The sequence below is a fragment of the Nostoc sp. genome (assembly GCF_036919555.1).
Lineage (GTDB): Bacteria > Cyanobacteriota > Cyanobacteriia > Cyanobacteriales > Nostocaceae > Nostoc.
Window position 1 is genome coordinate 1 of the sequence record NZ_JBALCS010000078.1, and the last position, 22,082, is coordinate 22,082.

Consider the following 22,082-nt stretch of genomic DNA (forward strand, 5'->3'; position numbering starts at 1 on the left):
ACATCAATCGGGGAAATGCCCATTCTGATTTGGGAGACAAGCAGGGGGCAATAGATGATTACAACCAAGCTTTGCGTATTAATCCTAACCATGCCGATGCCTACAGTAACCGGGCATCTGCACGTTATAACTTGGGAGACAAGCAAGGGGCGATAGATGATTACAACCAAGCTTTGCGTATTAATCCTAACCATGCCGATGCCTACATCAATCGGGGAAATGCCCATTCTGATTTGGGAGACAAGCAGGGGGCAATAGATGATTACAACCAAGCTTTGCGTATTAATCCTAACCATGCCAATGCCTACAGCAACCGGGGGCTTGCACGTTATAACTTGGGAGACAACCAAGAGGCGATAGATGATTACAACCAAGCTCTCAAGATTAATCCTAACCATGCCAATGCCTACAGTAACCGGGGAGCTGCACGTTATAAGTTGGGAGACAACCAAGGAGCGATAGATGATTACAACCAAGCTCTCAAGATTAATCGTAACGATGCCAATGCCTACATTAACCGGGGATCTGCACGTCATAACTTGGGAGACAAACAGGGAGCAATAGACGATTACAACCTAGCTCTCAAGATTAATCCTAACGATGCCAATGCCTACAGCAATCGGGGAAATGCCCATTCTGATTTGGGAGACAACCAGGGGGCAATAGATGATTACAACCTAGCTTTGCGTATTAATCCTAACCATGCCAATGCCTACAGCAACCGGGGGCTTGCACGTTATAAGTTGGGAGACAACCAAGGAGCGATAGATGATTACAACCAAGCTCTCAAGATTGATCCTAACCATGCTCATGCCGTGTACAGCATGGGGCTTGCACGTTCTGCATTGGACAAACAGGGAGTAATAGACGATTGCAATCAAGCTTTGCATATTGATCCCAACTCTACGCAAGCCTCCATAAAACGACCAATTATCCCTTATAAAAAGATTGCTCTTAGTTTAATAGCAGGAGCTTCACTGATTAGTTTAGCAGCTTCAGTGATTATTTTTACTAACAATTTGAATTCTCCAAAAATTCCCATTTTTAAAAACTATGTGAACCCTTGTTCAGCCTCTTTTAAATTCAAAGATGATAGTAACGGAGTAGATGACTGTAACAAAGCAGTTAAGATAAATTCCAACGTTGAAAAAGACTACGTGAAGCGTTGTTCAGCGCATTTTAAATTGAAAGATTATAGTAAAGCCGTAAATGACTGTAGCGAAGCAGTTAAGATAAATCCCAATAATGACGAAGCGTACTTTTTACGTTGTTCAGCCTATTTTAAATTGAAAGATTATAGTGACGCAGTAGATGACTGTAACAAAGCAGTTAAGATAAATCCCAATAATGACAAAGCCTACTTTTTACGGGGTGCTAATCATATTATGAATGGGAACCAGTCTCAAGGAATGGAAGATTTACGCAAAGCTGCAAGCTTAGGAAACGAAGAAGCTAAGGAAATCCTCAAAGATATTCAACAACAGCCAGATAAATCACCAACGTAACCATTGTCAAGGTTTGTACAATAAAGAAATCAAGAGAAGTTTGCAAGGTTTAATTAACCTGAATAGATTAACTTGGCAAGGTATTTTTGATAATGTAGGTTGAAACCCATGAATCAAAACAATCTATTGGCAATTTTAAGACAAAATCGCTTGATGCAAACTCAACAGCAAGTTACCGACTTTGAAAATGCTTTAGCTGAAATAGCTAATAATCCTGAACAGCAAAATTTATCTGCATATCATCTTATTTTAGATGGTCAATGTCAACAGCCAGAAGTGATGTTCAGCTTAATTGATTTTCTCGAATCTTTTGATATAGAAGAACAAATTGCGGCTTTTATTAAAGTTGTACCCCAATTAATGATCAATGCACCTGAATGGACAAAAATCATTCATGACAGGATTTTAAATGATGATTCAGCTTTTATGTAGTCCAGTACCTCAGCAAAAAGAGGGTTATCTTTGTGCATTCCCGCAAATTTCATCCAAGAATTTTCGGTTTGGGGAGGTTCAATTTCCAAAGTCACTATTTCTGATTTTCGCTCTTATAAAAGTTGAATTAGTTTCTCTAGCGCTTCTTCTTTTGTAGCACCAGAGCTTTTAATATCTGGTAAGCCTACCACTGTTGCACTAACCCTACCATGTTATCGAGTCTCAATCAGCACATCGTAACTTAACTTAGGTACAATTTTAGTAGGGGAAGTTGTCACTGATAAATTCATTAGATTATTTAGCTTAAGCTTTGATATCGATCATAGCTTTCAAAGCTGAGGAATTCTCACAATCAATATATGCAAGCTATATGCTGAAGCCGGAGTATTCTCCAGTTCAGAAAACTGAGCTATTTAGCCTGCTTTAGTGAAATTTTATATAAGGATATCTAAGTTTTCCCAGCTTAGATATCCAATAGCAACATAACCTATTATTAAATAGACTATTAACGATGCTCTAATTATAATTCTAATTTTTGTTTTTAAACTACCTTCTTTGGATAGTTTATCAATTCATCCTTAAGTAGGATGAAAAAGTATAGATATATAAGAATTTAACTTGAATTTTGAAAGCATAGGTATAAATCACAGATAATTTGTAGTGGCGCATATATGTGCGCTTGCACTTTATTCAGCAGGTGCGTTACACAGCATTAACGCACCCTAGTTACTTGTTTCTAGAAGAAGTTAGCAACGCTGGACTTTTCTAAAGTCGCTACTAATTTCACTCCAAATTCTTCCTCAAATACTCCTTTTTTATAATCTAAACTCCAGAGTTCTAAAGCACAATCATCATCAGATTGAGATGGAAAAATTAGCAAGTTTACCTGCTGAAATTGTGGATAATACTCACATTGCACTTGAGCGATCGCACCAATTTGTCGTCTATCTAATGCCACTGCTAATCTTAAAATCGCACTCAATTGACTGACCATTTGGCGCTGGTGTTTAGTCAGCAAACTCTGGTAATTTTCATGTTTTTTCTTGGGCGGCGATTTGCGATGATAACGCGCTAAATTGGCAATGATTTCAATCTCGGTTTCTGTATAACCGAGTAATTCACCATTGCGAATTAGATAGTAAGAGTGCTTGTGGTGAGACGAATGACTGACATAATGACCGGAATTGTGTAATATTGCAGCTGCCCACAGCAGTTGTCGCTCGTCAGATCCCCAGTGGTGTAGGGTACCTTGAGTTTGATCAAATAAACTCTCGGCAAATTTTGCGACGCGATCGCTATATTCTAAATTAACGTGGTACTTATTAGCGAGTTTTAGAACATTCCTTTCCCGAACTGAACTTTGGTAGCGTAGCTTATCTTCAATTAAACCGTGGGTTAGCATCCAGTCTACGATTACGCCTTCCCTCAGAGAACGCTCACAAACCGTTACCGATTCACTACCCAAGAGGGTCATTACTTCCTGTAATATTACTGCGCCAGCCAGTATAACTTCGGCCCGCTTATCTGGCATCCCAGGTATGGCAGCCGTTTCGGAGTTACTCAGTTTCCGCAAGCGATTTACCAACTCTTGCAAGTCTTTAAGACTGAACTGGTAGCCATTGAGAGTGGAAGGAATAACACCCGACTTTTCCCGTGCATGAATCATCGCCAGGGTTTCAATTGTGCCAGATGTACCCACTAAACGGGGAGATTCCCCAGCTTGCAGGTTTGCTAGTACCTCATCCACGGAACGTTCTAACATCCCGCGTGCATAGGCTTGCAGCTGCTGAAACTCAGTGTTGCTAATGGGGTCAGTGGTGATTAACTCGCTAGTGAGTCGCACTGCACCGACTTTGGTACTAGTGAGACTACGCGGTTCGTTACTATCACCCAAAATCAATTCTGTGGAACCACCACCAATATCAACAATGGTATGGGGCTGGTTGTGAAATTCCATCCCCGACAGCACGCCAAGATAGATTCGTCGCGCTTCTTCTTGACCAGAAATCAAGTCAACGCTTAAACCCAACTCCGCTTCTACCCTGTGCAAAAAATCTTTACCATTGGGGGCTTCCCGCACAGCACTAGTTGCCACAGCAATGATTGTTTCAGCGTTGATCGTTTTGGCAACTTTTTGGAAGCGTCCTAAAGCAGCGATCGCCTTTTGAATTATCTCCGGTTTGAGTTCCCCTGTAGTAAGATTGCGATCGCCAAGTCTTACGGTTTCTTTTTCTCTAGCGATAATGCTAAAAGCTGGTAGTGTGGGGTCAATTTTGACTACTACCATGTGTAGAGAATTTGTTCCCAGATCAATGGCAGCAATAATCCGATGTTGCTTAAGTGGTTGAGTTGGAACACTCTCCCAGCTAGCCGAAGCTACTAAATTCAGCATCTAGTTTTCTCTCTTTATAAGAAATGATGGCAAACGGTGGTATGTCGGGGTAGCTGGCACTGATATTTTTTGCAACATACTTGCTCAGATTAAGTGGTGAGTAAATTAAAAAATACTCAGCACTCTTCATCTTTGGTCAAGGGTAACTGAGCTAAGTATATTCACCCTGCTGTTTCTAACCTAGTGACTATTTAAAGGTATTTAAAGTTGCCACTTGAGGTTATGTTTTTACAAATAACAAATAAAGTTATTCTATAGATGTAAAGATGTGTGAATTAGGGAATAGGGCATTGAGCATAGGAGCAAAGAAGTAAGGGGAGAAATAACTAATTCCCAATGCCCCACGCCCCATACCCAATGCCCAATGCCCCATACCCCATGCCCAATCCTATGTTAACGACACCAGAACGCCCCCAGTCACCAATTTGGCTTGTGATTATCCGGCTTTTGCGCTGGCATAAACCAGAAGGACGGTTAATTTTAATGATTCCTGCCCTTTGGGCTGTGTTTTTGGCAGCTTCTGGGAAACCGCCTTTAGCTCTGGTTGGTGTGATTATATTGGGTACTCTGGCCACGAGCGCGGCTGGGTGTGTTGTCAATGATTTGTGGGATCGGGATATTGATCCAAAAGTGGAGAGAACACGCGATCGCCCTCTCGCTTCTCGCGCCCTGTCTGTGAAAGTTGGGATTGTAGTTGCGATCGTATCGCTAGTATGTGCAGCAGTCCTGGCCTTTTATCTTAATCCCCTGAGTTTTTGGTTATGTGTGGCAGCAGTACCTGTAATTCTGCTTTATCCAGGTGCAAAGCGGGTGTTTCCCGTACCGCAACTGGTGCTTTCCATCGCTTGGGGGTTTGGCGTATTGATTAGCTGGAGTGCAGTCACACAAACTATCTCCCAACCAACTTGGTTACTTTGGGGCGCGACTGTATTGTGGACATTGGGATTTGATACAGTTTATGCTATGAGTGACAAGGAAGACGATCGCCGCATTGGTGTTAATTCTAGCGCCTTATTCTTTGGTGATTATGCCCCTGTAGCTATTGGAATTTTTTTTGCTGGCACAATCTTGTTATTGGCTTGCTTAGGTATACTCATACATCTGCACTTAGCCTTCTGGATTAGCCTTGCAGTTGCTACTATTGGATGGGTTTGGCAGTCTCTGCGATTAAGAAAGCAAGACTTACCTAATCCTGTTTATGGTGAGATGTTCCGGCAAAACGTGTGGATTGGTTTTATTTTACTTGCGGGGATGATTCTTGGATCTTTTTAACAAGTAAAAAGTAATGTATAGAATCCCCTTGAAGAAGTATTTAATAATTTTTGTATGGGTACATTCTTTGATTGTTTTAGTCCCTTATTTCAATATCTGCGTACTTGGACAGCAATAGGTTTGCTATGTTTGATTGTCACCTGGTCATTTCCTGCACAAGCTGCCAGCAAGATTGATCCGCAGTTGGAACAGCAAGTATTACAAATTATCCGGGAACACCCAGAGGTAATTATTGAGTCTGTTCAAGCCTATCAGCAGCAACAACAACAGAAAGTAAACCAAGTACAGCAAGCATTTTTACAGGATTTAAAAACGAATCCTCAAACAGTGATTGGTGAGTCTCCCACCACAGGTTCAACTCAATCAAAAACTTTGCTAATAGAATTTTCAGATTTTCAATGTCCCTATTGTGCTGAAGCGCATAAAACCTTGAAACAATTGTTAGTAAAATATCCAGATAAACTGAGATTAGTTTACAAGAATTTCCCCCTGACTTCAATTCATGCTGAAGCATTGCCAGCTGCGACAGCAGCTTGGGCGGCACATCAGCAGAGCAAATTTTGGGAATATCATGATGCGCTATTTACTAATCAAAAGCAACTGGGTCAGGCGTTATATTTAGATATTGCTAAAAAACTGAATCTGGACTTGGGTAAATTTAAACGCGACCTGACTCTTGCCACTTCCGCAATTAAGAAAGATATCCAGCTAGCTGAAAAATTGGCTGTTTCTGGTACACCTTTCTTTGTAATTAATAGTCCAACTTTTTCAGGAGTGGTGCAGTTAGCAGATATCGAAAGTATATTGACTGGTGCTAAGTAAATTGGTGTAATGAGTAGCTTATCAGGAGTGATCAGAAGAAATTTTCCTCACTCCTCATATTATTAAAGATATGACAACTTCAGTGGTGATACCAATTTTGGAGATTTCTATAGGTGTACTTGATTGGTTAGCGATCGCAATTACTTCTTGATATCCCGCCTCAATACGCAACAAGTCGCTAATCACTGGCTATTTTTTCTTATTGGCTTGATACCTACGCAACCTCACTAAAGCTCTAACTCGTCCTTTAAATGCTTCAAATTCTTCGCTGCTCATTTTGGTTTTCTGCCATGCTGGACGTTGCATTAAGCGCTCAGACCATTCATTTAGCCTGGGGTAATCACGGAGATTAACACCTAAATTAGGTAATGAAAGTACACCTATTCCTGCAACGATATCTGCTAAAGTTAACTGGTGACTACCAAAAAAACTGCGATCGCCAAGCACTTGTGTAAAAAATTTCAGCACCTTATCTATATGCTGCTTTGCTTGTGCAGCTTGTGGTGAATCTTCTCTTTCATAAATTAGTGAAATCACTTGTGGAAATAATTCATTAGCAGTGACTAATTGTACTATCCTCACCTTTGCTAACGCCTGAGGCTCAGAAGGTAGCATTACAAGTGTAGGATATTTACTTTCTAAATAGTCCATAATTGCCAGTGATTCTACAACTCGAAAACCCTGATCCACCACAACCGGAATGTGATGGAAGGGGTTAATTGTCAAAAACTCTGGTTGTAATTGATCGCCATCCAAATTCACCAAAACTGATTCAAAGGGTATCTCCTTTTCCAGTAAGGTGAGCCACACACGACGAGCATTTGGCGAGAGCGGATTGTAGTAAAATTTCAGCATATTGAATCCTTAATAAATAAAACCGTTCAGTCTGAAAGTAGTTAAAAAATTTCAGCTTTTATCAAATTCAAATGTCCTGAGTCACTTGCTGACACTGGAAATATTTATTTTGCAATTCTTCTGGAATTCTCATGGGACGACCATTGTGTAAACTAATAAAAGCACCTTTTTGGCTAGCCACTGCTGCTAACTCATTGTTAGATAAAATTTCAGCTTGCACATTTCCGTTCCAGCTAGAATCGGTGTATATCCTTGCTCAATTTGTTGATTGAGTTGCCAATGTTCATCTAAAAACTTTAAACGTAAATCCTCTAGCCATCTGATATACACAATATTGCTTACGATTCCCATAAAGTCAATGTCGTATGTTTTTACAGGAATTGTTAATATTACTTCTAATGGTCTGTGCAAATTATTATTTACTAGCATTATTTCTCTATATCTTGATTTGTGCCATACATTCTAAGGTGAGTTTCAAAGTATTGATTCAGGTGCTTAATTACCCTGTGCATATGAATTGAATCTCCATAAAGCTTGCTCATCATTATCGCTCCTTCCAGCGTTGCAATTATGATGGTAGCGATTTCATCAGCACTCACTTCCGAGCGAATTTCACCCTTTTCAATTCCTGTTTCAATAATTCGACGAATCAGATACAGCCAAGAGTTCATCGCCTGTTGAGTACGTTCTCGCAACGCCGGATGAGCATCATCGCTCTCCACAGCAGTATTCAGCAGTGGACACCCTCCCTTGATAGGTGGATTTTCTGCGAAGCTACTAAATACGCCAATGATTGCTTGCAGGCGTTCTACTGCGTGGCGTTTGCTTCGTAATACAAATCTAGTATGCTGTTTGATGCGAGCGATCGCAAAGTCAAAAGCCTGTAGCGCCAGATCATCTTTGCTTTGGAAATGATTGTAAATTCCTCCTTTCTGCAATCCAGTAACACGCATGATGTCTGACATTGATGAGCCTGCATACCCCTTTTGGTTAAACAGTTCGGCTGCTTGGTGGAGAATTCTGCTTTTTGTTTCTTCGCCTTTGGACATTACAGCGATTTATTAGAGTAGGGAGTAGAGACGCGATTAATCGCGTCTGTTAGGAGTAGGGAGTGGTGTAGTTTATTGAATTAAAAATTGCTAAAAATAATATTACCGACCGAACGGTTTGATTATTTTTAGCATGATAGATGCTTGCGAGTCAAGCATTTTTCAGCACCGAGTTCTGAAGTAAGCATTGGTAAAACTTTTCCCACTCCTCACAGGAATGGTATTTAGTCCAATACCGTAGTCAGACAAGCGAGTGCATACACCGACGGACTCGAAAAAATTGCGAGTTTTAGCGATCGCTTCAGTAACCAGTGCTTCCTCACTACCATCCATAATCCCCCAAACTCGCTGGGCAGACTCTTAGAGTTTTTGCTATTTGCGATCGCCTTTAATTGTCAGGGTGTTAGGTAGCACATTCAATTATCCCTATGGTTATTAACTTTGAGGTAATTTTTTTAGCAACCAGTCCTCAGAAGTTTAACCGGCTGCGATGCATTATCCAGATAATCTAACGATATACAACGCGAATACGCTGGACGTTTGATCATGCTTACAAGTAAAATACGGTAAGTGCATCGCCTTACGTGCTTTTATATGTAAAACCGCAGAAAAACCAGTTAGAAGTTGAGTTTAGCAGAGTAACTGACTCATAAGCAGTTATCAAAGTCTGTTTCAGCTAAATGCCAGTTTGTCATGCTTTCAAAAACTTCCAGAGATGTTTTAAGTTGTCCAGGAATCCTCTGCCCTAACCTTTAGCTGGATAACCTTTGTGTCACTCATCCCTTGAGAAACACAATAACTTGGCATCACTAGCTCCGTCTACGACTGGGCTATAGTTTGGCTGCTGCTCTCTAGCAGTGAAGCTTTAGCTAACTTTCGGTTCTAGCTGCTCGTAGTTAAGTCAGAACAGTTATTAAGGCTTCGTTTGGGGATTTAAACCCTAACCGACGCTGCTCACTTATAGAAGTGGGAGACTCAACAGGACTCTGATAACTGATAGCTGATAATTCATTGTTGAAACACCCGAAGAGTATGCACTATTTATTACTACCGCTCTTAAGCTTTTTTGTTGGCATCATCGTTGGTTTGACAGGAATTGGCGGGGCCTCTCTGATCACCCCAATGTTGATTTTTGTTTTTCAGGTTCCGCCTTCTATTGCTGTGAGTTCTGATGTTGTGGCTGCCACATTGATGAAGATTGTTGGTAGCGTCAAACATTGGGAACAGAAAACTCTTGACACAGAAGTTGTCAAATGGCTGGCATTCGGGAGTGTTCCAGGCTCACTGTTTGGGGTAGGGATTTTGCACTTCCTTAAACGTACAGGTGAGTATAATCTGGATAACATCTTGCTCCGTTTGCTTGGCGGAATGATTTTGCTAGTCACGGTGTTAGCACTAGTGCAATTGTTGTTATTGACTTTTTTCCCCAAATTTAATTTACCCGAACTGCCAAAGTTAGATTTAGAAACTAACTTTGGTCGCTTCCTAACAATCACTTTGGGAGCAATTTTAGGTTGTTTCGTTGGTCTAAGCAGCGTCTCTTCAGGTTCAATGTTTGCCCTAGTGCTGATTGGGTTTTTTCGCCTTGATGCACGGAAGTTAGTGGGTACAGATATTTCACACGCAGCAATTTTACTGCTGTTTACAGCCCTTGGTCATCTCAGCCTGGGAACAGTTGATTGGAGTCTGGTACTGCCTATATGGCTAGGCTCTGTGCCAGGGGTGTTACTAGGCGCTAAAGTCTGCCAGGTAGCTCCACAACGCCCACTACGGTTTATCATTTACGCCATCTTGATGATGGTAAGTTGGAAATTAGTTCATCAGGTTTGACACCAAGTCTTACTTTGTAGTAGAAGCTTTTTGACAGTTTTCTGATTGGTGAAAAACCTTTAACTGCCAACGAAAAGCAACCAAGAGAATATCGAGCTTTATCCAAAACAGTATGGACACAAGCAGCTTCAATATATAGACGACCTAATTTGCTTGGTCAAAATAGAACAAAATCAAATAATTGATGCGCCATTTCTAATTTAGAACAAGGTGCGATCGTTAGCTGATTTCCTTGACTATCTAAAAATATCGCTTGATTATTGTCACTCCCAAAACCACTATTAGGTTGATCGATGGGATTAGCAACAATAGCATCTAGTTTTTTATTCTGTAATTTTTCTAATGCAGGATTGACAATATCCCCAGTTTGTGCAGCAAAGCCAATTAAAAGCTGATGGGGCTGTTTATGTTGTGCTAATTGGGCGACGATATCTGGTATTGGTTCTAGGGGTAAAGCTTGGGGAAGCGATCGCTTGGGCAATTTCTCTGTACTATAATCTCTTGGTTTGACATCTGCTACGGCTGCTGACATGACAATTAGATCAGCGTTGGGTAAACATTCCACCATGACATGCTGCATTTGTTCGGCACTAACAACGGGAATTGCTTGCACTCCCAATGGTACGTTCCAATTCGCTGTCCCATGTACCAGGGTGACACTTGCGCCTCGGTGAAGTGCAGCTTGTGCTAAAGCCAATCCCATTTTACCTGTTGAAGGATTACCAATAAACCTCACTGGGTCAAGATACTCTCGCGTTCCCCCAGCACTAATTAACACTCGTTTACCTAGTAAATCTCGTTTGCCTTGAGTGTGTAACAACGATTGGATGTGAGCCAAAATTTCTGGAGGTTCTGTTAATCTACCAGCACCGATGCGATCGCACGCTAATAAACCTGATGCTGTACTCATTCCATGATATCGGCTATCTGTCAATAGCTGTTGCCAATTTCGCTGCACTGATAGCTGTTCCCACATATCTGTATTCATTGCGGGTGCTAACAGCACAGGACAAGTAGAAGCCAGCACGGTATTTGTCAGCAAATTATCAGCCATCCCGTAGGCTAACTTTGCTAATGTATTAGCTGTCAAGGGGGCAATTACCATGACATTTGCCCATTCACCCAATTCAATATGCAACGGACGAGAGTGAGTTGGTTGCCAAAAATCATCATCTGTGTAGGCGGGATGACGAGATAGGGTTGCTAAAGTCAGAGGCGTGATAAATTCTTGCGCCGAACGGGTGAGGATGACTCGGACTTCCACCCCAGTTTTAAACAGCGTCGAAACCAATTCACAGATTTTGTAGGCGGCGATACCGCCACCTACACCAATTAGAACCCTGTTCAATTTTAGATTTTGGACTTCGGCGTGAGCGCTCAGTCGAACGCTTTTCGATTTTGGATTTAAGGGAGATTGCATTGGTACTTTCGGATTAAGCAAGTAATACATTAACCCTGATAATCTCTGATTGTAGCCAGTTGACCCAATCTAAAATCTAAAATCTAAAATTGCTACGCTTCATCGTAGGGTTCCAAGTCTAAGAGGTAGATATAGGGTTCAACTAACTCTGGACGCTGAAATGCGATCGCTCGCAATAGATGCCAATCATTTAAACCCTCAAAAGCATTGCTATAATTATCCAGTTCCAGACGTGTAGCCAGTTCTTCTACTTCTGCCGCAGTCATGGCAGCAATTTCTTTTTGGGAAATGCTTAGAGTTGTCATAATGCTTGCCCCTCCCTTATGCAGCACTCGCCTTCAGCATGGGTTAAGTTGCGCTGAACGCAGCCACCCAATATATATTACTCATTAGAGGCCATTAATATCGTAAAAATTGTCAGAATTTGTACCAGAATTTATAAAAAATTCGTAATGCTGACTAGCCAATTGTATTTACAACGAAATTCCGTAGCACCTCTAACGTTTGTGGATTTATTTCATGCCCCATGTCAAATTCGTGGTATTCTAGCGCCACTCCTAGAGATTTGAGAGTTTCTCGTGCCTTCAAAGCGGCTTGCAGGGGCACAACTTCATCATATCTACCGTGGGTAATTAAAGTCGGCGGAATCCCACTTTTACCTGCTGTTATTGCGTCTGGATGTAAATACCCGCTCATGACAACTAAACCTGCTAGGGGCAATTTTGAGCCGACATCTAAAGTCATTGCTCCGCCTTGAGAAAATCCACTTAAAATGGTGCGTGACAAAGGTACGCCAGTGCTACTTTCTAAAGATTGCAAAAAATCTATTAGTAGTTGGCGACTTTCTGGCAACCCTTCATACATATTCTCCACCCGCAGGTCATACCATGCCCTCCCCACAGGGGAATAGGGATAAGGAAAAGGTGCATTAGGCAATACAAACTCGTAATCGGGTAAGTTGATCAAGGGTAACAAAGATGCTACATCCTCAGCATTAGCACCCCAACCATGCAAAGTGACAATTAAGCCTGCGGGGGGTTGAGAATTTGCTCTCTTAACGGTGATAGCTTGTAAAGACAGAGGTTTACTCCTAAAATTCTACTTTTGTACATAGATCCTATCTCTTCAAGCAGACTTAGTATTTAGCGGCATTTGTTGCTTGCCCAAAGAATGCGATCGTCGTCAAGGAATTTATGGAAAATACAAACCGGCAGTTTTGAGTTAACAGTGAATCACACTGATGATAGTGGTGAAATCATGATCCGCCAAAAAGACTTTATCTTAAAGCCAGTCAGTCATGCTTCTGTAGTTGTTCGCACCCGAAGGTTTTTAGGATGGGAGTACCAATATTGTTTACAAACTTCCTCTGGTAAAGAACTCCATGCTCGGACGATGACTGATATGGCGTTACCTGTACGTAGAAAGGTTGAATTATCTATAGCCAGTGATACTGTAAAGGTTTTTCCGCACTAGATTTTGGCATAGACTATGTAGACCTATATTCCGCATTGTTGTTTGAAAGGTCGCAAAATAAAGTAAGTTAGACTTTATGCCAAATCAGGTGTTTAAGACAATCTATTTTCCTCGTGAGCGAACCCGCAACGGGAGGTCAGCTAGAGTTACAATTACTATCCCTACGGAATCTAGCGAGCCTAAATTCACAAAACAGTTCTTGGCATATATACAATCCTTGTCCAGTCGTGACTTTCGGCTGGCGCTCCAAGATCCATTTCTTGAAGATTTAGAAAGGCAAGCAACCACAGGGGACATTAGCTTTAGTGATACTTGTCTCAACGGACTTTTGCAGCACTATCATAATTGCACAATGATAGATGTAAATTCCCTAGAGACAGACATACAACTTGAGTTACCCCTGAACTATGAGGGTTATTGCGATGTTGGTGTTACCTTTCGTGAAAGTCATCATCAAGGTCTTCACGGTTGGTATCCCTATGTTGAAGGATTTTCTGCAACATATGTAAGAGATACATTATTGCGAAATGGTTTACCGCCGCGCACGGTTTATGATCCATTTGGTGGTGCTGGAACAACACAACTTGCTGCTTCGTGTTTAGGAATTTCTTCCTTTTATTCTGAAATCAATCCTTTCATGTGCTTTGTCGCCGAGACGAAAGTAAAAGCCGCAGCTTGGGCTAGAAATAATTTGGAAACCCTGCATCAAGTAACAGCCAAATACCTTCAGTATATGACACCTAAATGGCTTAATGAACTTGGTGCAAAAGTAGATTTGGATGCTTTTGAAGCTGCTTTTCCTGGTCGAGATTTCTTTGAGGAACAGCATCTTCGGCACTTGTTAGCAGCTCGTAACCTTGCTTATACTTTGGCAGAAGAAGTAATTCAGATACAATCATTGCTTCTTCTTGCGTGTGCGGCAAATGCAGTTAACTCATCTAATATGACTCGACGTGCAGACCTCCGACGACGAAGACCTGATGAATACAAAACAAGACGAGTCGATGTGTCCGCCTTTATAAGTCAGACAGTACGCCGCATGGTTGAAGATATAGAGTATCTCCCAGTTCAAATGGCTGATAGCATTAAAATATCTGCTGACTGCCGCAAAATACCTTCAGAATTTGCCAACTCTTTCGATATGGCAATCACTTCTCCTCCCTACTTAAACGGTACTAATTATTTCAGAAATACAAAAATAGAACTGTGTTTACTTGGGTTCATAACTTCGGAAAAAGAATTGTCAAGTTTTTGCAAGCAAGCTGTTGCTGCTGGAATTAATAACGTATCTCGTTTGCGATCTAATTATAAAATATTTGACTCAGTAGAGAATGTAGCTTCCCAACTTGATGAATGTGCTAAAGACAAAAGAATCCCGCTTTTGGTACGACAGTATTTCTCTGATATGCAAGAAGTATTGTCAGCAGTTTATCGAGGGTTAGTTCCTGGAGGACGCTTTTTTCTGGATATTGGCGATTCTAAGTTTTATGGAGTTCATGTTCCAACAGATCGTCTTTTAGCTCAAATTGCTCAGTCGGTTGGATTTGTATTGGAACACCAACACGTTTTAGCTAGAAGATACTCTAGAGACAAGTCTGATCTTGTTCAAGTTGAACTTGTTTTTCATAAACCTGTGCAGGTTTCAGTGTCAATGGCTGTTACGAATGAAGTTAAGAATCTTGAGAGCAAGATTCTTAATTTTGGTCAACATTTACCGTACAAGGATGCTCCATATAGCAGCCGCAATTGGGGACACAACTTACACTCCTTATGCTCTTATCAAGGTAAATTGAAGCCAGCAATCGCGCATTGGTTAATTCGTGAATTCGTTCCTGAAGGTGGTCGTGTTCTCGATCCTCTAGGAGGAGTCGGAACTGTAGCTTTTGAAGCTGCCCTCATGGGTCGAGTTTCAGTATCAAATGATAAAAGTCCGTTAGCATCAACTATTGCCACAGCTAAGGTAAACCCTCCTTCTTTAATAGAAGCAAAAACAGCATTACAGGAAATTGAGTACCATCTTGCATCTGTTCGTCTAAATTCCCAAGACTATGCGGCAGCTAAATTTGGACTCAATGCAACTGTAGCTGATTACTATCACCCCAAAACTTTAGAGGAAATTTTAAAAGCACGACGTATATTTATTCGGGATGGGCTAAAGAACCAACCTGAGGCATTTATATGGGCATCCCTTCTCCACGTACTTCATGGTAATCGACCTTATGCTTTATCTCGAATATCACATCCAATTACTCCACTTCATCCCAAAGGTGAGTCAGTCTACAAATCTTTAGTGGATAAGGTTTGGGAAAGAATCGAACGAGCGTTACAGCCGCCACTTCCCGAAATATTCCGGCCTGGTGTTGGCTATTATGGAGACTTCCGTGATTTACCAAATAAATGCCAAGAGGCTTTTGATACAATAATCACATCCCCACCTTTTCTAGGTATGAGATTTGATCGTCCCAACTGGCTTCGGCTTTGGTTTTGCGGTTGGGGTGAATCTGATTTTCACAAAACAAGTCTTTCATTTCTAGATAGGCAGCAAACTAAATCGATGAATTGTTACCTCGATTTTTTCAAAATCTGCCATGAATTTTTAAAACCCACAGGCTTGTTAATCCTTCATTTAGGTTCGGGGAAACGTGGAGAAATGGTCAGTCAACTTAAAAAAATAGCATTGCCATATTTTGAATTAGTTGCAGATGTATGCGAAAATGTCCAAGCGCTTGAGCAGCATGGAATTAGTGACAAAGGATTAACAACTACACACCATTTATTATTTTTTAGACCGTTTTTGGGAAATTGCAATAGTTTATATAATAAAACCAGAATTCTATTTTAAAAACCTAGACTTATTCCTGTCCAACTGATAATGGTCTTTCTCGAAGACGTTCAATTAACTCTTGGTAAACGTCTAAATTTTCCTTTTCAAGTAAAGTATACAGATTTATGTCAGGACGAAGTTCAGTTATTTTTCTTGCTATGGCAGCAAAGGTTCTTGGCTCCCATTGTTGTGCAAAGCTAGGTAGGTTTGACAAAATTCTTTGCAGTTCTACTTCGTTGAGTTCTTTTTTGCGTATTTGCTCATACGAGAGTCTAGAAATATTCGAGAGTTCCACAAGTTGTTCATCGCTATAGAATTCGACTGGGAACTTCTCCTTTTTTTGGTTATTATGTTCGGCACATAGACAAGTTGCGTGTTCGTCGATAGGCCACAAGTAAGCCAGTGGACGTGTATGGTCTAGTTGAACTTCCTCAAGTTTGAGGACTTTACCACAATAAAAGCATTTCCGTTTAAATCGTTCCCAGACCTGAGATTTCAATCCTGCGCCTGTACGTTCTTTAATCCCTTGAAGGATTTCCGGTTCTCTAAGAAAAATCTTGCGTTCTCTGGTGATGACCGATGACTCGTGTAGTTGGTCTGTAGTCCTTAATGGATTGAAATTGTTATTGATACGCCACTTTTTACATGAGCGACATTCATTTTGGTGGTTACTTAGTTTTGCATTGTGCTTGTGAAATGATAAAGAACCCAAACGTTGCATATTTACAGGAAGTAATCTGCCGCAGTATGAGCATTTTTTAAGACTGATTTCTTCGCCTTCTAATAGATGAAAATGATTAGAATGCTCCTCATCTATCTCCATCACTAGCGCTGTATCATGAGGCAAGTAAAATGTCTCTGGTACTAAATGAGATTGTTGTAGGTCAGACACGCTAGGTTTTAATAAAAGGATCTCATCAGGAAGCTTTAAGGCATCTGCGTTGAGTCCCCAAAAGTTGAGCCGAACAGATGCAGTCCACATTAAAGTGACTGTTATAATTTCCGTTTCTGGAGCATCAACAATAACTCCAATTCGATTCCAAGTATTAGTAAGTTTAATAACTTTTGATTTGCTAGTATCTCCAGCATCTAGCTTTACCTCAATAGAAATACCTTCTGAGGGGTATAAGAAACCACCAAAGGCAATACAGTTAGTATTGGCGGGATTTTTTATCGCGTTTGTTAAAACAAGGGAACTTTTTTCACTACCAATGAACTCTAAGGCTTGAGTCTTAACTTGATGTAGCGTTTGGTAATCCCTTTGAGAATTATACGCATCATCCCTACTTTGTTTTGCCAATCTACGCATTCTTTAGCCTCAACTACCAGGAAAGCCCTGGGACACCCAGTATTAATTGATTTCTTCATTACCGGGAAAGCTTTCAGAATTGGGCTGTGAAGTATTAGCTTCTTGAAAGAAAGCAGAAGGATTAATACCTAAAGCATCTGCAAGACGCCAAATATTATTGAGACTAATGTTGCGCTCTCCACGTTCTACATCGCCCACATAGGTACGATGAAGACCAGCTACTTCCGCTAGGCGCTCTTGGGAGTAGCCTTGTTTTTCTCTCAATTCCCTCAACCTTTTTCCAAAGGCTTTTCGGCGATTCATTAGAATCAGTTTTATGAGGGATGAAGTCTATGAGTCTACAGGCTATAAGTGGCATAAATCTAGTGATACTCTCTCCAACCCTTTTATTAAGGGGGTTGTAAGGATCTGATTTGTAGCAACATCAGGAAAAATTGGTATTACTGCAAATGCCTAATTCACTGTATTACTCCTAACTTACCCTCCCGCTGCGATGATTCCTAATGGTCTTGAAGTTAACCAAAGCTTATGCAAAACTTGAGATCCTTCGTTCCCAGCCCACTTTAAGGAATTGATCAATGGCGCGTCTAGCCCTGCTGAGTGTATCTAACAAAACTGGTTTAATTGACCTAGCCCGTAGCTTGGTTGAAGAATTTGACTTTGATTTAATCAGCAGTGGGGGAACAGCCCAAGCCCTCAAAGATGCGGGACTCCCTGTTACCAAAGTTGCAGATTACACAGATTCTCCAGAAATTTTAGGTGGTCGAGTCAAAACCCTACATCCGCGAATTCACGGCGGGATTTTGGCGCGGCGAGATGTTCCCCAAGATATTACAGATTTAGAAAATAACCAAATTCGCCCGATTGATTTAGTGGTGGTCAATCTATATCCTTTTGAGGAAACTATTGCTAAAGCAGGGGTGACATTATCCCAAGCTGTTGAGCAAATTGATATCGGTGGCCCTGCTATGCTACGTGCATCATCGAAAAACTTCGCCCATCTCGCTGTATTATGCGATCCAACACAATATGAGGAGTATTTGGAGGAATTGCGCCAAAATAACGGCGTAGCATCCCTAGAGTTTCGGCAAAAGGCAGCTTTAAAAGGATTTTTGCATACTGCTAGTTATGATCAAGCGATCGCATCTTATCTCGCAGGAACAGAAAATTACAACCTTAGCGGCACACAATTGCAATCTCTGCGTTACGGCGAGAATCCCCATCAACCCGCCGCTTGGTATCAAACTGGTACAACCCCAACGGGATGGACAGCCGCGACGAAACTCCAAGGCAAAGAACTTAGTTACAATAACTTAGTTGATTTAGAAGCCGCACGCCGAATTATTGCTGAATTCACTGATACCCCAGCAGCAACGATTATCAAACATACAAATCCCTGTGGTACGGCACTGGGAAGTAGTATTTTTGAAGCGTATCAAAAAGCTTTCAACGCTGATTCTGTTTCTGCCTTTGGTGGTATTGTCGCACTCAACCGCCCAATTGATGCGGCTACAGCCAGTGAGTTAACCAAAACATTTTTAGAATGTGTGGTTGCACCAAGTTGTGATGCAGAAGCTGAAGAAATCCTGGCCAAAAAATCCAACGTGCGGATTTTGACTCTAGCTGATTTGAGCAGTGGCCCTAAGGATACAGTGAAAGCGATCGCAGGTGGTTTCCTCGTCCAAGCTAGCGATGACGTGATTGCTGACGCCAGTCAATGGCAAGTAGTCACCGAACGTCAACCCACCGCTAGCGAATTAGCCGAATTGCTGTTTGCTTGGAAAGTTTGCAAACACGTTAAATCCAATGCCATTGTTGTGACGAGCGATCGCACTACACTAGGAGTAGGTGCTGGTCAAATGAACCGTGTCGGCTCAGTTAAAATGGCCCTAGAACAAGCTGGAGAAAAAACCAAAGGCGCAATTCTCGCCAGCGATGGGTTCTTCCCCTTCGATGATTCAGTCAGAACAGCCGCAACAGCAGGAATTACAGCCATTGTCCAACCTGGGGGAAGTTTGCGCGATAAAGATTCAATCAAAGCTGCTAACGAACTGGGTTTAGTTATGGTCTTAACTGGTGTACGTCATTTTTTACACTAAAATTCTTTGACATCAGGTGTGCAGTTTTGAAAGTGTCACTCAATATACTTGCCCTTGGATAGAAGCGTGATATTCTTTATTTGTGTGTGAGGAGCAAGTTAAAAATAAAGAGCGCCTGGGGTGGAAACACGGCAACACTCCCAAGCGCTTTTTAATTTGTCAGAAATTGGATTGCTTGTGCAGTTTTGAAAGTGTCACTCAATATACTTGCCTTTTGATACAAGTAGTGATAGTGTTGATTTGTGTGTGAGGAGCAAGTTAAGAATAAGAAATGCCTGGGGTGGAAACACGGCAACACTCCCAGGCATTTTTTAATTTGCATATAGAAATATAAATTGGCAGTACAGTTCTGAAAGTGTCACTCACTATACTGGCCTTTTGATTCAAGTAGTGATACTATTTATTTGTGTGAGGAGCAAGTTAAAAATAAAAAGCGTTTGGGGTGGAAACACGGCAACACTCCCAGGCGCTTTTTAATTGGTATGTAGAAAAAAGCACTTGCAGATTCGCTATAATTTTTGAGATAATCACATATATTGGAAGATCCAGTCAAAGAAGAGGAAAAGGGGCAGGGGGCAGGGAGCAAGGGGGAGAACCCCATAAATAAATTTAGTTGCTCTGAAAACGGACGCATTATTTCTCGTGGCACTTGACGCTCAAAATAAGTATTTTTGCTTTTGGGCATAAATAAATTTAGTTGCTCTGAAACCCTTGATTGCAGGGGAATTCGGTGAATCTTTCTCCCCCTGCCCCCTGCCCCCTGCTCCCCTGCCTCTTTGGTCAACCACACCCACAATCAGAAACTCAGGTGCAAATCAATCGGCTGACTCAACAAATTCAGTTCATCATTGAGATTGATCAATTGAAACAGGTGATGCGTCAAACCCTTCTTATTGATGGATCACGCCGGGAAAATAGTGCAGAACACTCTTGGCATTTAGCTGTAATGGCAAGTGTATTAGCAGAATATGCCCCAGAGGGTGTTGATATATTCCATGCGATCAAAATGCTGCTAATTCACGATTTGGTAGAAATTGATGCAGGTGACACCTTCTGTTACGATGTGCAGGGTAATGACAGCAAGGCAGCAAGAGAAGCACAAGCAGCGTTGCGCTTATTCGGACTTTTGCCAGCAGATCAAGGTAGTGAGTTGCGTTTACTCTGGGATGAGTTTGAAGCAGGGGAAACACCCACTGCTAAGTTTGCCGCAGCCCTAGACCGTATACAATCCTTGCTGCACAATCAGCAAACTCAGGGCGGAAGTTGGCGCATTCATGGCATTAGGCGCGAGCAGGTGATGAAACGGGTAGCGCCAGTAGAAATAGGTGCGCCGGAACTTTGGCCGTTTGTTCTACAACTGATTGATGATTGTGTGACAGCAGGCTATCTAAAAGAGACTTCTACCCTCAAGATTCAGGGCTGATGCGCCAAGATTGCTTCCCATTCGGACTTTGAGAGGGGTTGCACCTCGATTTGGATATGAAAACGATCGCTAGCTGCAATGACTAAAGCTGCAATAATCTTTTCAATACTCAGACTTTGAGGCAGTTGTACATCCGTAAAAGATTCTGCACCAAATACCTGAGTGAACAGTTCAGCATCGGGTTGCAAACGGATGGAACCATGTTGCAAAATCGTCCCTTCACGTCGCAGTTGAGCGCTACCAATAAGTTTGCCACCATCTGGCAAAACTAAATCTGCACTGGTAGCGGTGCCAAAACAGTTAGGGTTGTGGATGTAACCTCGCCCAGCCGTACCGTAATGTAATTCTACGCCAAGTGATCGCCAGCCTTGAATTAAAAACTCACAAATTGTTTCGTACACCTGGAGGCGATTACCCGTCAGTCCAGATGTGACTACAGCGTAAGTTAAATCACCTTGATGTAACACCGCCCGTCCACCAGTCGGACGCGGCACTAAATCCAGTTTTTGCCCTTGCCAAGTTAAATGTTGCCAATATTCCGGGTATTGGCGTTGATGATAGCCGAGAGAAATAGCAGGTGGCGACCAGGTATAAAAGCGCAGAGTTGACGGATGCTTTCCAGATTGGTGCTGTTTTAGCAACCAGAGGTCAATCGCCATCTGCACATTGCCAGCCGCCTCTAGCAAAGGAATTAATCGCCAAATCTGATTGCTAGGCATCCGATGCAGCAACAGCCCAATCTAAAATCCCAAATTCCTTAAGTCGCACCATATTCAGATTGTAAAGCTTCATCGTTATTATCAGCGATCGTTGCCACAACGGTAATTAGCCGAGACACTTCGCCAGGAGATAACTCCGCTAAGGTGCGTGTCGATATTACAACCACTCGGTTTTCAATAATACCGAAACGCGCTTCAAAAGTACTAGAGCAGTTTAACTCCAAAAGATACCGCATCAACTTAGGTTCATCTTTAGCAGGTAAATTTAGCACCGTAGACCAAACCGTTATGGTGTCTTCATCGGTTGTGCCATTGAGTTGGACAAATACTTCCACACTTCCGTACTTAAACTTCCAGAGATAACCATTCTCTGGAGTGCGGCTAACCATTGCACTGTCGTCTTGTTCCAAGGAGTCGATGACATTTTCAATTACCTCCACATGGTTAATGCTTGTCGTCTCGGCAATTAGCTCATCAACGGATTCATTACTAGTTAGGGTTTCTTGGTAGTTTGTCATACAGATTTTTTCTCAATATACTCGCTGTTTTATCTACACATACTTTATAACTTGTGGACGCAGTTAGTTTGAGCTTTGTTTTGCGGCTACTTTCCAAATGCCCAAAGACCATGCTGTAAGGGTTTAGCATTGCTAAACCC

21 protein-coding genes and 2 pseudogenes are annotated in these 22,082 nt (G+C 41.7%); 9 read left to right on the forward strand and 14 right to left on the reverse strand.

Going from position 1 to position 22,082, the window contains the following annotated elements; all coding sequences use genetic code 11:
- Positions 1-1,505 (forward strand): tetratricopeptide repeat protein (locus V7K36_RS21140; protein WP_335118959.1); only part of this gene is annotated, 1,505 nt, incomplete at its 5' end.
- Between the two features lie 108 nt (positions 1,506-1,613).
- The gene (locus tag V7K36_RS21145; RefSeq protein WP_335118961.1) at positions 1,614-1,937 is read left to right on the forward strand and encodes an Imm30 family immunity protein; all 324 of its coding nucleotides are present in this window, start codon (positions 1,614-1,616) and stop codon (positions 1,935-1,937) included.
- A gap of 736 nt (positions 1,938-2,673) precedes the next feature.
- On the opposite strand, the gene V7K36_RS21150 is transcribed toward V7K36_RS21145, so the two are convergent.
- Positions 2,674-4,329: a Ppx/GppA phosphatase family protein gene (locus tag V7K36_RS21150; protein ID WP_335118963.1), complete on the reverse strand. Its 1,656-nt coding sequence runs from the start codon at positions 4,327-4,329 to the stop codon at positions 2,674-2,676.
- 390 nt (positions 4,330-4,719) lie between these two features.
- Between V7K36_RS21150 and V7K36_RS21155 the strand changes: the two genes are divergently transcribed.
- Positions 4,720-5,601 (forward strand): 4-hydroxybenzoate solanesyltransferase, encoded by an 882-nt coding sequence (locus V7K36_RS21155; protein WP_335119308.1) that lies wholly within the window; start codon positions 4,720-4,722, stop codon positions 5,599-5,601.
- Positions 5,602-5,655: 54 nt separating this feature from the next.
- Positions 5,656-6,423: a DsbA family protein gene (locus V7K36_RS21160; protein WP_335118965.1), complete on the forward strand. Its 768-nt coding sequence runs from the start codon at positions 5,656-5,658 to the stop codon at positions 6,421-6,423.
- Between the two features lie 54 nt (positions 6,424-6,477).
- Here the strand turns inward: V7K36_RS21160 and V7K36_RS21165 are convergent, their stop codons facing one another.
- From V7K36_RS21165 to V7K36_RS34225, 5 genes and pseudogenes are all read right to left on the reverse strand, one after another.
- Positions 6,478-6,609: a hypothetical protein gene (locus V7K36_RS21165; protein WP_335118966.1), complete on the reverse strand. Its 132-nt coding sequence runs from the start codon at positions 6,607-6,609 to the stop codon at positions 6,478-6,480.
- Positions 6,610-6,612: 3 nt separating this feature from the next.
- Positions 6,613-7,278: a glutathione S-transferase family protein gene (locus V7K36_RS21170; protein ID WP_335118968.1), complete on the reverse strand. Its 666-nt coding sequence runs from the start codon at positions 7,276-7,278 to the stop codon at positions 6,613-6,615.
- Between the two features lie 67 nt (positions 7,279-7,345).
- Positions 7,346-7,707: pseudogene (locus V7K36_RS21175) on the reverse strand (acyl-CoA thioesterase).
- Entirely contained in the window at positions 7,707-8,327 is a 621-nt protein-coding gene (locus V7K36_RS21180; protein ID WP_335118970.1) for a TetR/AcrR family transcriptional regulator, read from the reverse strand. The pseudogene V7K36_RS21175 and the gene V7K36_RS21180 overlap by 1 nt, the downstream one beginning before the upstream one ends.
- A gap of 210 nt (positions 8,328-8,537) precedes the next feature.
- Positions 8,538-8,741: pseudogene (locus tag V7K36_RS34225) on the reverse strand (NADH-dependent alcohol dehydrogenase); the annotation flags it as partial.
- Positions 8,742-9,359: 618 nt separating this feature from the next.
- Between V7K36_RS34225 and V7K36_RS21190 the strand changes: the two are divergent.
- Positions 9,360-10,157, forward strand: coding sequence for a sulfite exporter TauE/SafE family protein (locus V7K36_RS21190; RefSeq protein WP_334824126.1), 798 nt, complete (start codon positions 9,360-9,362; stop codon positions 10,155-10,157).
- A gap of 157 nt (positions 10,158-10,314) precedes the next feature.
- On the opposite strand, the gene coaBC is transcribed toward V7K36_RS21190, so the two are convergent.
- The 3 genes from coaBC to V7K36_RS21205 all read right to left on the reverse strand — a co-directional run bounded on the left by coaBC (position 10,315) and on the right by V7K36_RS21205 (position 12,642).
- Positions 10,315-11,577, reverse strand: coding sequence for a bifunctional phosphopantothenoylcysteine decarboxylase/phosphopantothenate--cysteine ligase CoaBC (gene coaBC / locus V7K36_RS21195; protein WP_335118974.1), 1,263 nt, complete (start codon positions 11,575-11,577; stop codon positions 10,315-10,317).
- A gap of 92 nt (positions 11,578-11,669) precedes the next feature.
- On the reverse strand, positions 11,670-11,882 hold the full coding sequence (gene isiD / locus V7K36_RS21200; RefSeq protein ID WP_292761436.1) for a protein IsiD: 213 nt from the start codon (positions 11,880-11,882) through the stop codon (positions 11,670-11,672).
- A gap of 154 nt (positions 11,883-12,036) precedes the next feature.
- Positions 12,037-12,642 carry an alpha/beta hydrolase gene (locus V7K36_RS21205; protein WP_442948498.1) on the reverse strand — a complete coding sequence of 202 codons (606 nt, stop codon included), beginning with the start codon at positions 12,640-12,642 and terminating at the stop codon, positions 12,037-12,039.
- Positions 12,643-12,804: 162 nt separating this feature from the next.
- Here V7K36_RS21205 and V7K36_RS21210 point away from each other — a divergent pair, with 162 nt between their 5' ends.
- The gene (locus V7K36_RS21210) at positions 12,805-13,050 is read left to right on the forward strand and encodes a hypothetical protein (RefSeq protein ID WP_335118976.1); all 246 of its coding nucleotides are present in this window, start codon (positions 12,805-12,807) and stop codon (positions 13,048-13,050) included.
- Between the two features lie 76 nt (positions 13,051-13,126).
- The gene (locus tag V7K36_RS21215) at positions 13,127-15,892 is read left to right on the forward strand and encodes a DNA methyltransferase (RefSeq protein WP_335118978.1); all 2,766 of its coding nucleotides are present in this window, start codon (positions 13,127-13,129) and stop codon (positions 15,890-15,892) included.
- 10 nt (positions 15,893-15,902) lie between these two features.
- Here V7K36_RS21215 and V7K36_RS21220 read toward each other — a convergent pair whose 3' ends face one another.
- Both V7K36_RS21220 and V7K36_RS21225 read right to left on the reverse strand, forming a co-directional pair.
- A complete protein-coding gene (locus tag V7K36_RS21220; RefSeq protein WP_335118980.1) occupies positions 15,903-17,183 on the reverse strand; it encodes an HNH endonuclease in 1,281 nt (426 codons plus the stop codon).
- A 42-nt stretch (positions 17,184-17,225) separates the two neighbouring features.
- A complete protein-coding gene (locus V7K36_RS21225; protein ID WP_335118983.1) occupies positions 17,226-17,486 on the reverse strand; it encodes a helix-turn-helix domain-containing protein in 261 nt (86 codons plus the stop codon).
- Between the two features lie 275 nt (positions 17,487-17,761).
- Here V7K36_RS21225 and purH point away from each other — a divergent pair, with 275 nt between their 5' ends.
- The gene (gene purH / locus V7K36_RS21230) at positions 17,762-19,282 is read left to right on the forward strand and encodes a bifunctional phosphoribosylaminoimidazolecarboxamide formyltransferase/IMP cyclohydrolase (protein ID WP_335118985.1); all 1,521 of its coding nucleotides are present in this window, start codon (positions 17,762-17,764) and stop codon (positions 19,280-19,282) included.
- A gap of 400 nt (positions 19,283-19,682) precedes the next feature.
- Here purH and V7K36_RS21235 read toward each other — a convergent pair whose 3' ends face one another.
- Positions 19,683-19,967 (reverse strand): hypothetical protein, encoded by a 285-nt coding sequence (locus V7K36_RS21235; protein ID WP_335118987.1) that lies wholly within the window; start codon positions 19,965-19,967, stop codon positions 19,683-19,685.
- A gap of 123 nt (positions 19,968-20,090) precedes the next feature.
- On the opposite strand from V7K36_RS21235, the gene V7K36_RS21240 reads away from it, so the two are divergent.
- A complete protein-coding gene (locus V7K36_RS21240; RefSeq protein WP_335119314.1) occupies positions 20,091-20,705 on the forward strand; it encodes an HD domain-containing protein in 615 nt (204 codons plus the stop codon).
- On the opposite strand, the gene V7K36_RS21245 is transcribed toward V7K36_RS21240, so the two are convergent.
- Together V7K36_RS21245 and V7K36_RS21250 are read right to left on the reverse strand one after the other, a co-directional pair.
- Positions 20,696-21,424, reverse strand: a complete 729-nt coding sequence (locus V7K36_RS21245; RefSeq protein ID WP_335118990.1) for a lipoate--protein ligase family protein — start codon at positions 21,422-21,424, stop codon at positions 20,696-20,698. The two genes, V7K36_RS21240 and V7K36_RS21245, sit on opposite strands and share 10 nt — an antisense overlap.
- A 38-nt stretch (positions 21,425-21,462) precedes the next feature.
- Positions 21,463-21,942 (reverse strand): YbjN domain-containing protein, encoded by a 480-nt coding sequence (locus V7K36_RS21250; protein ID WP_335118992.1) that lies wholly within the window; start codon positions 21,940-21,942, stop codon positions 21,463-21,465.
- Positions 21,943-22,082 lie beyond the last annotated feature (140 nt).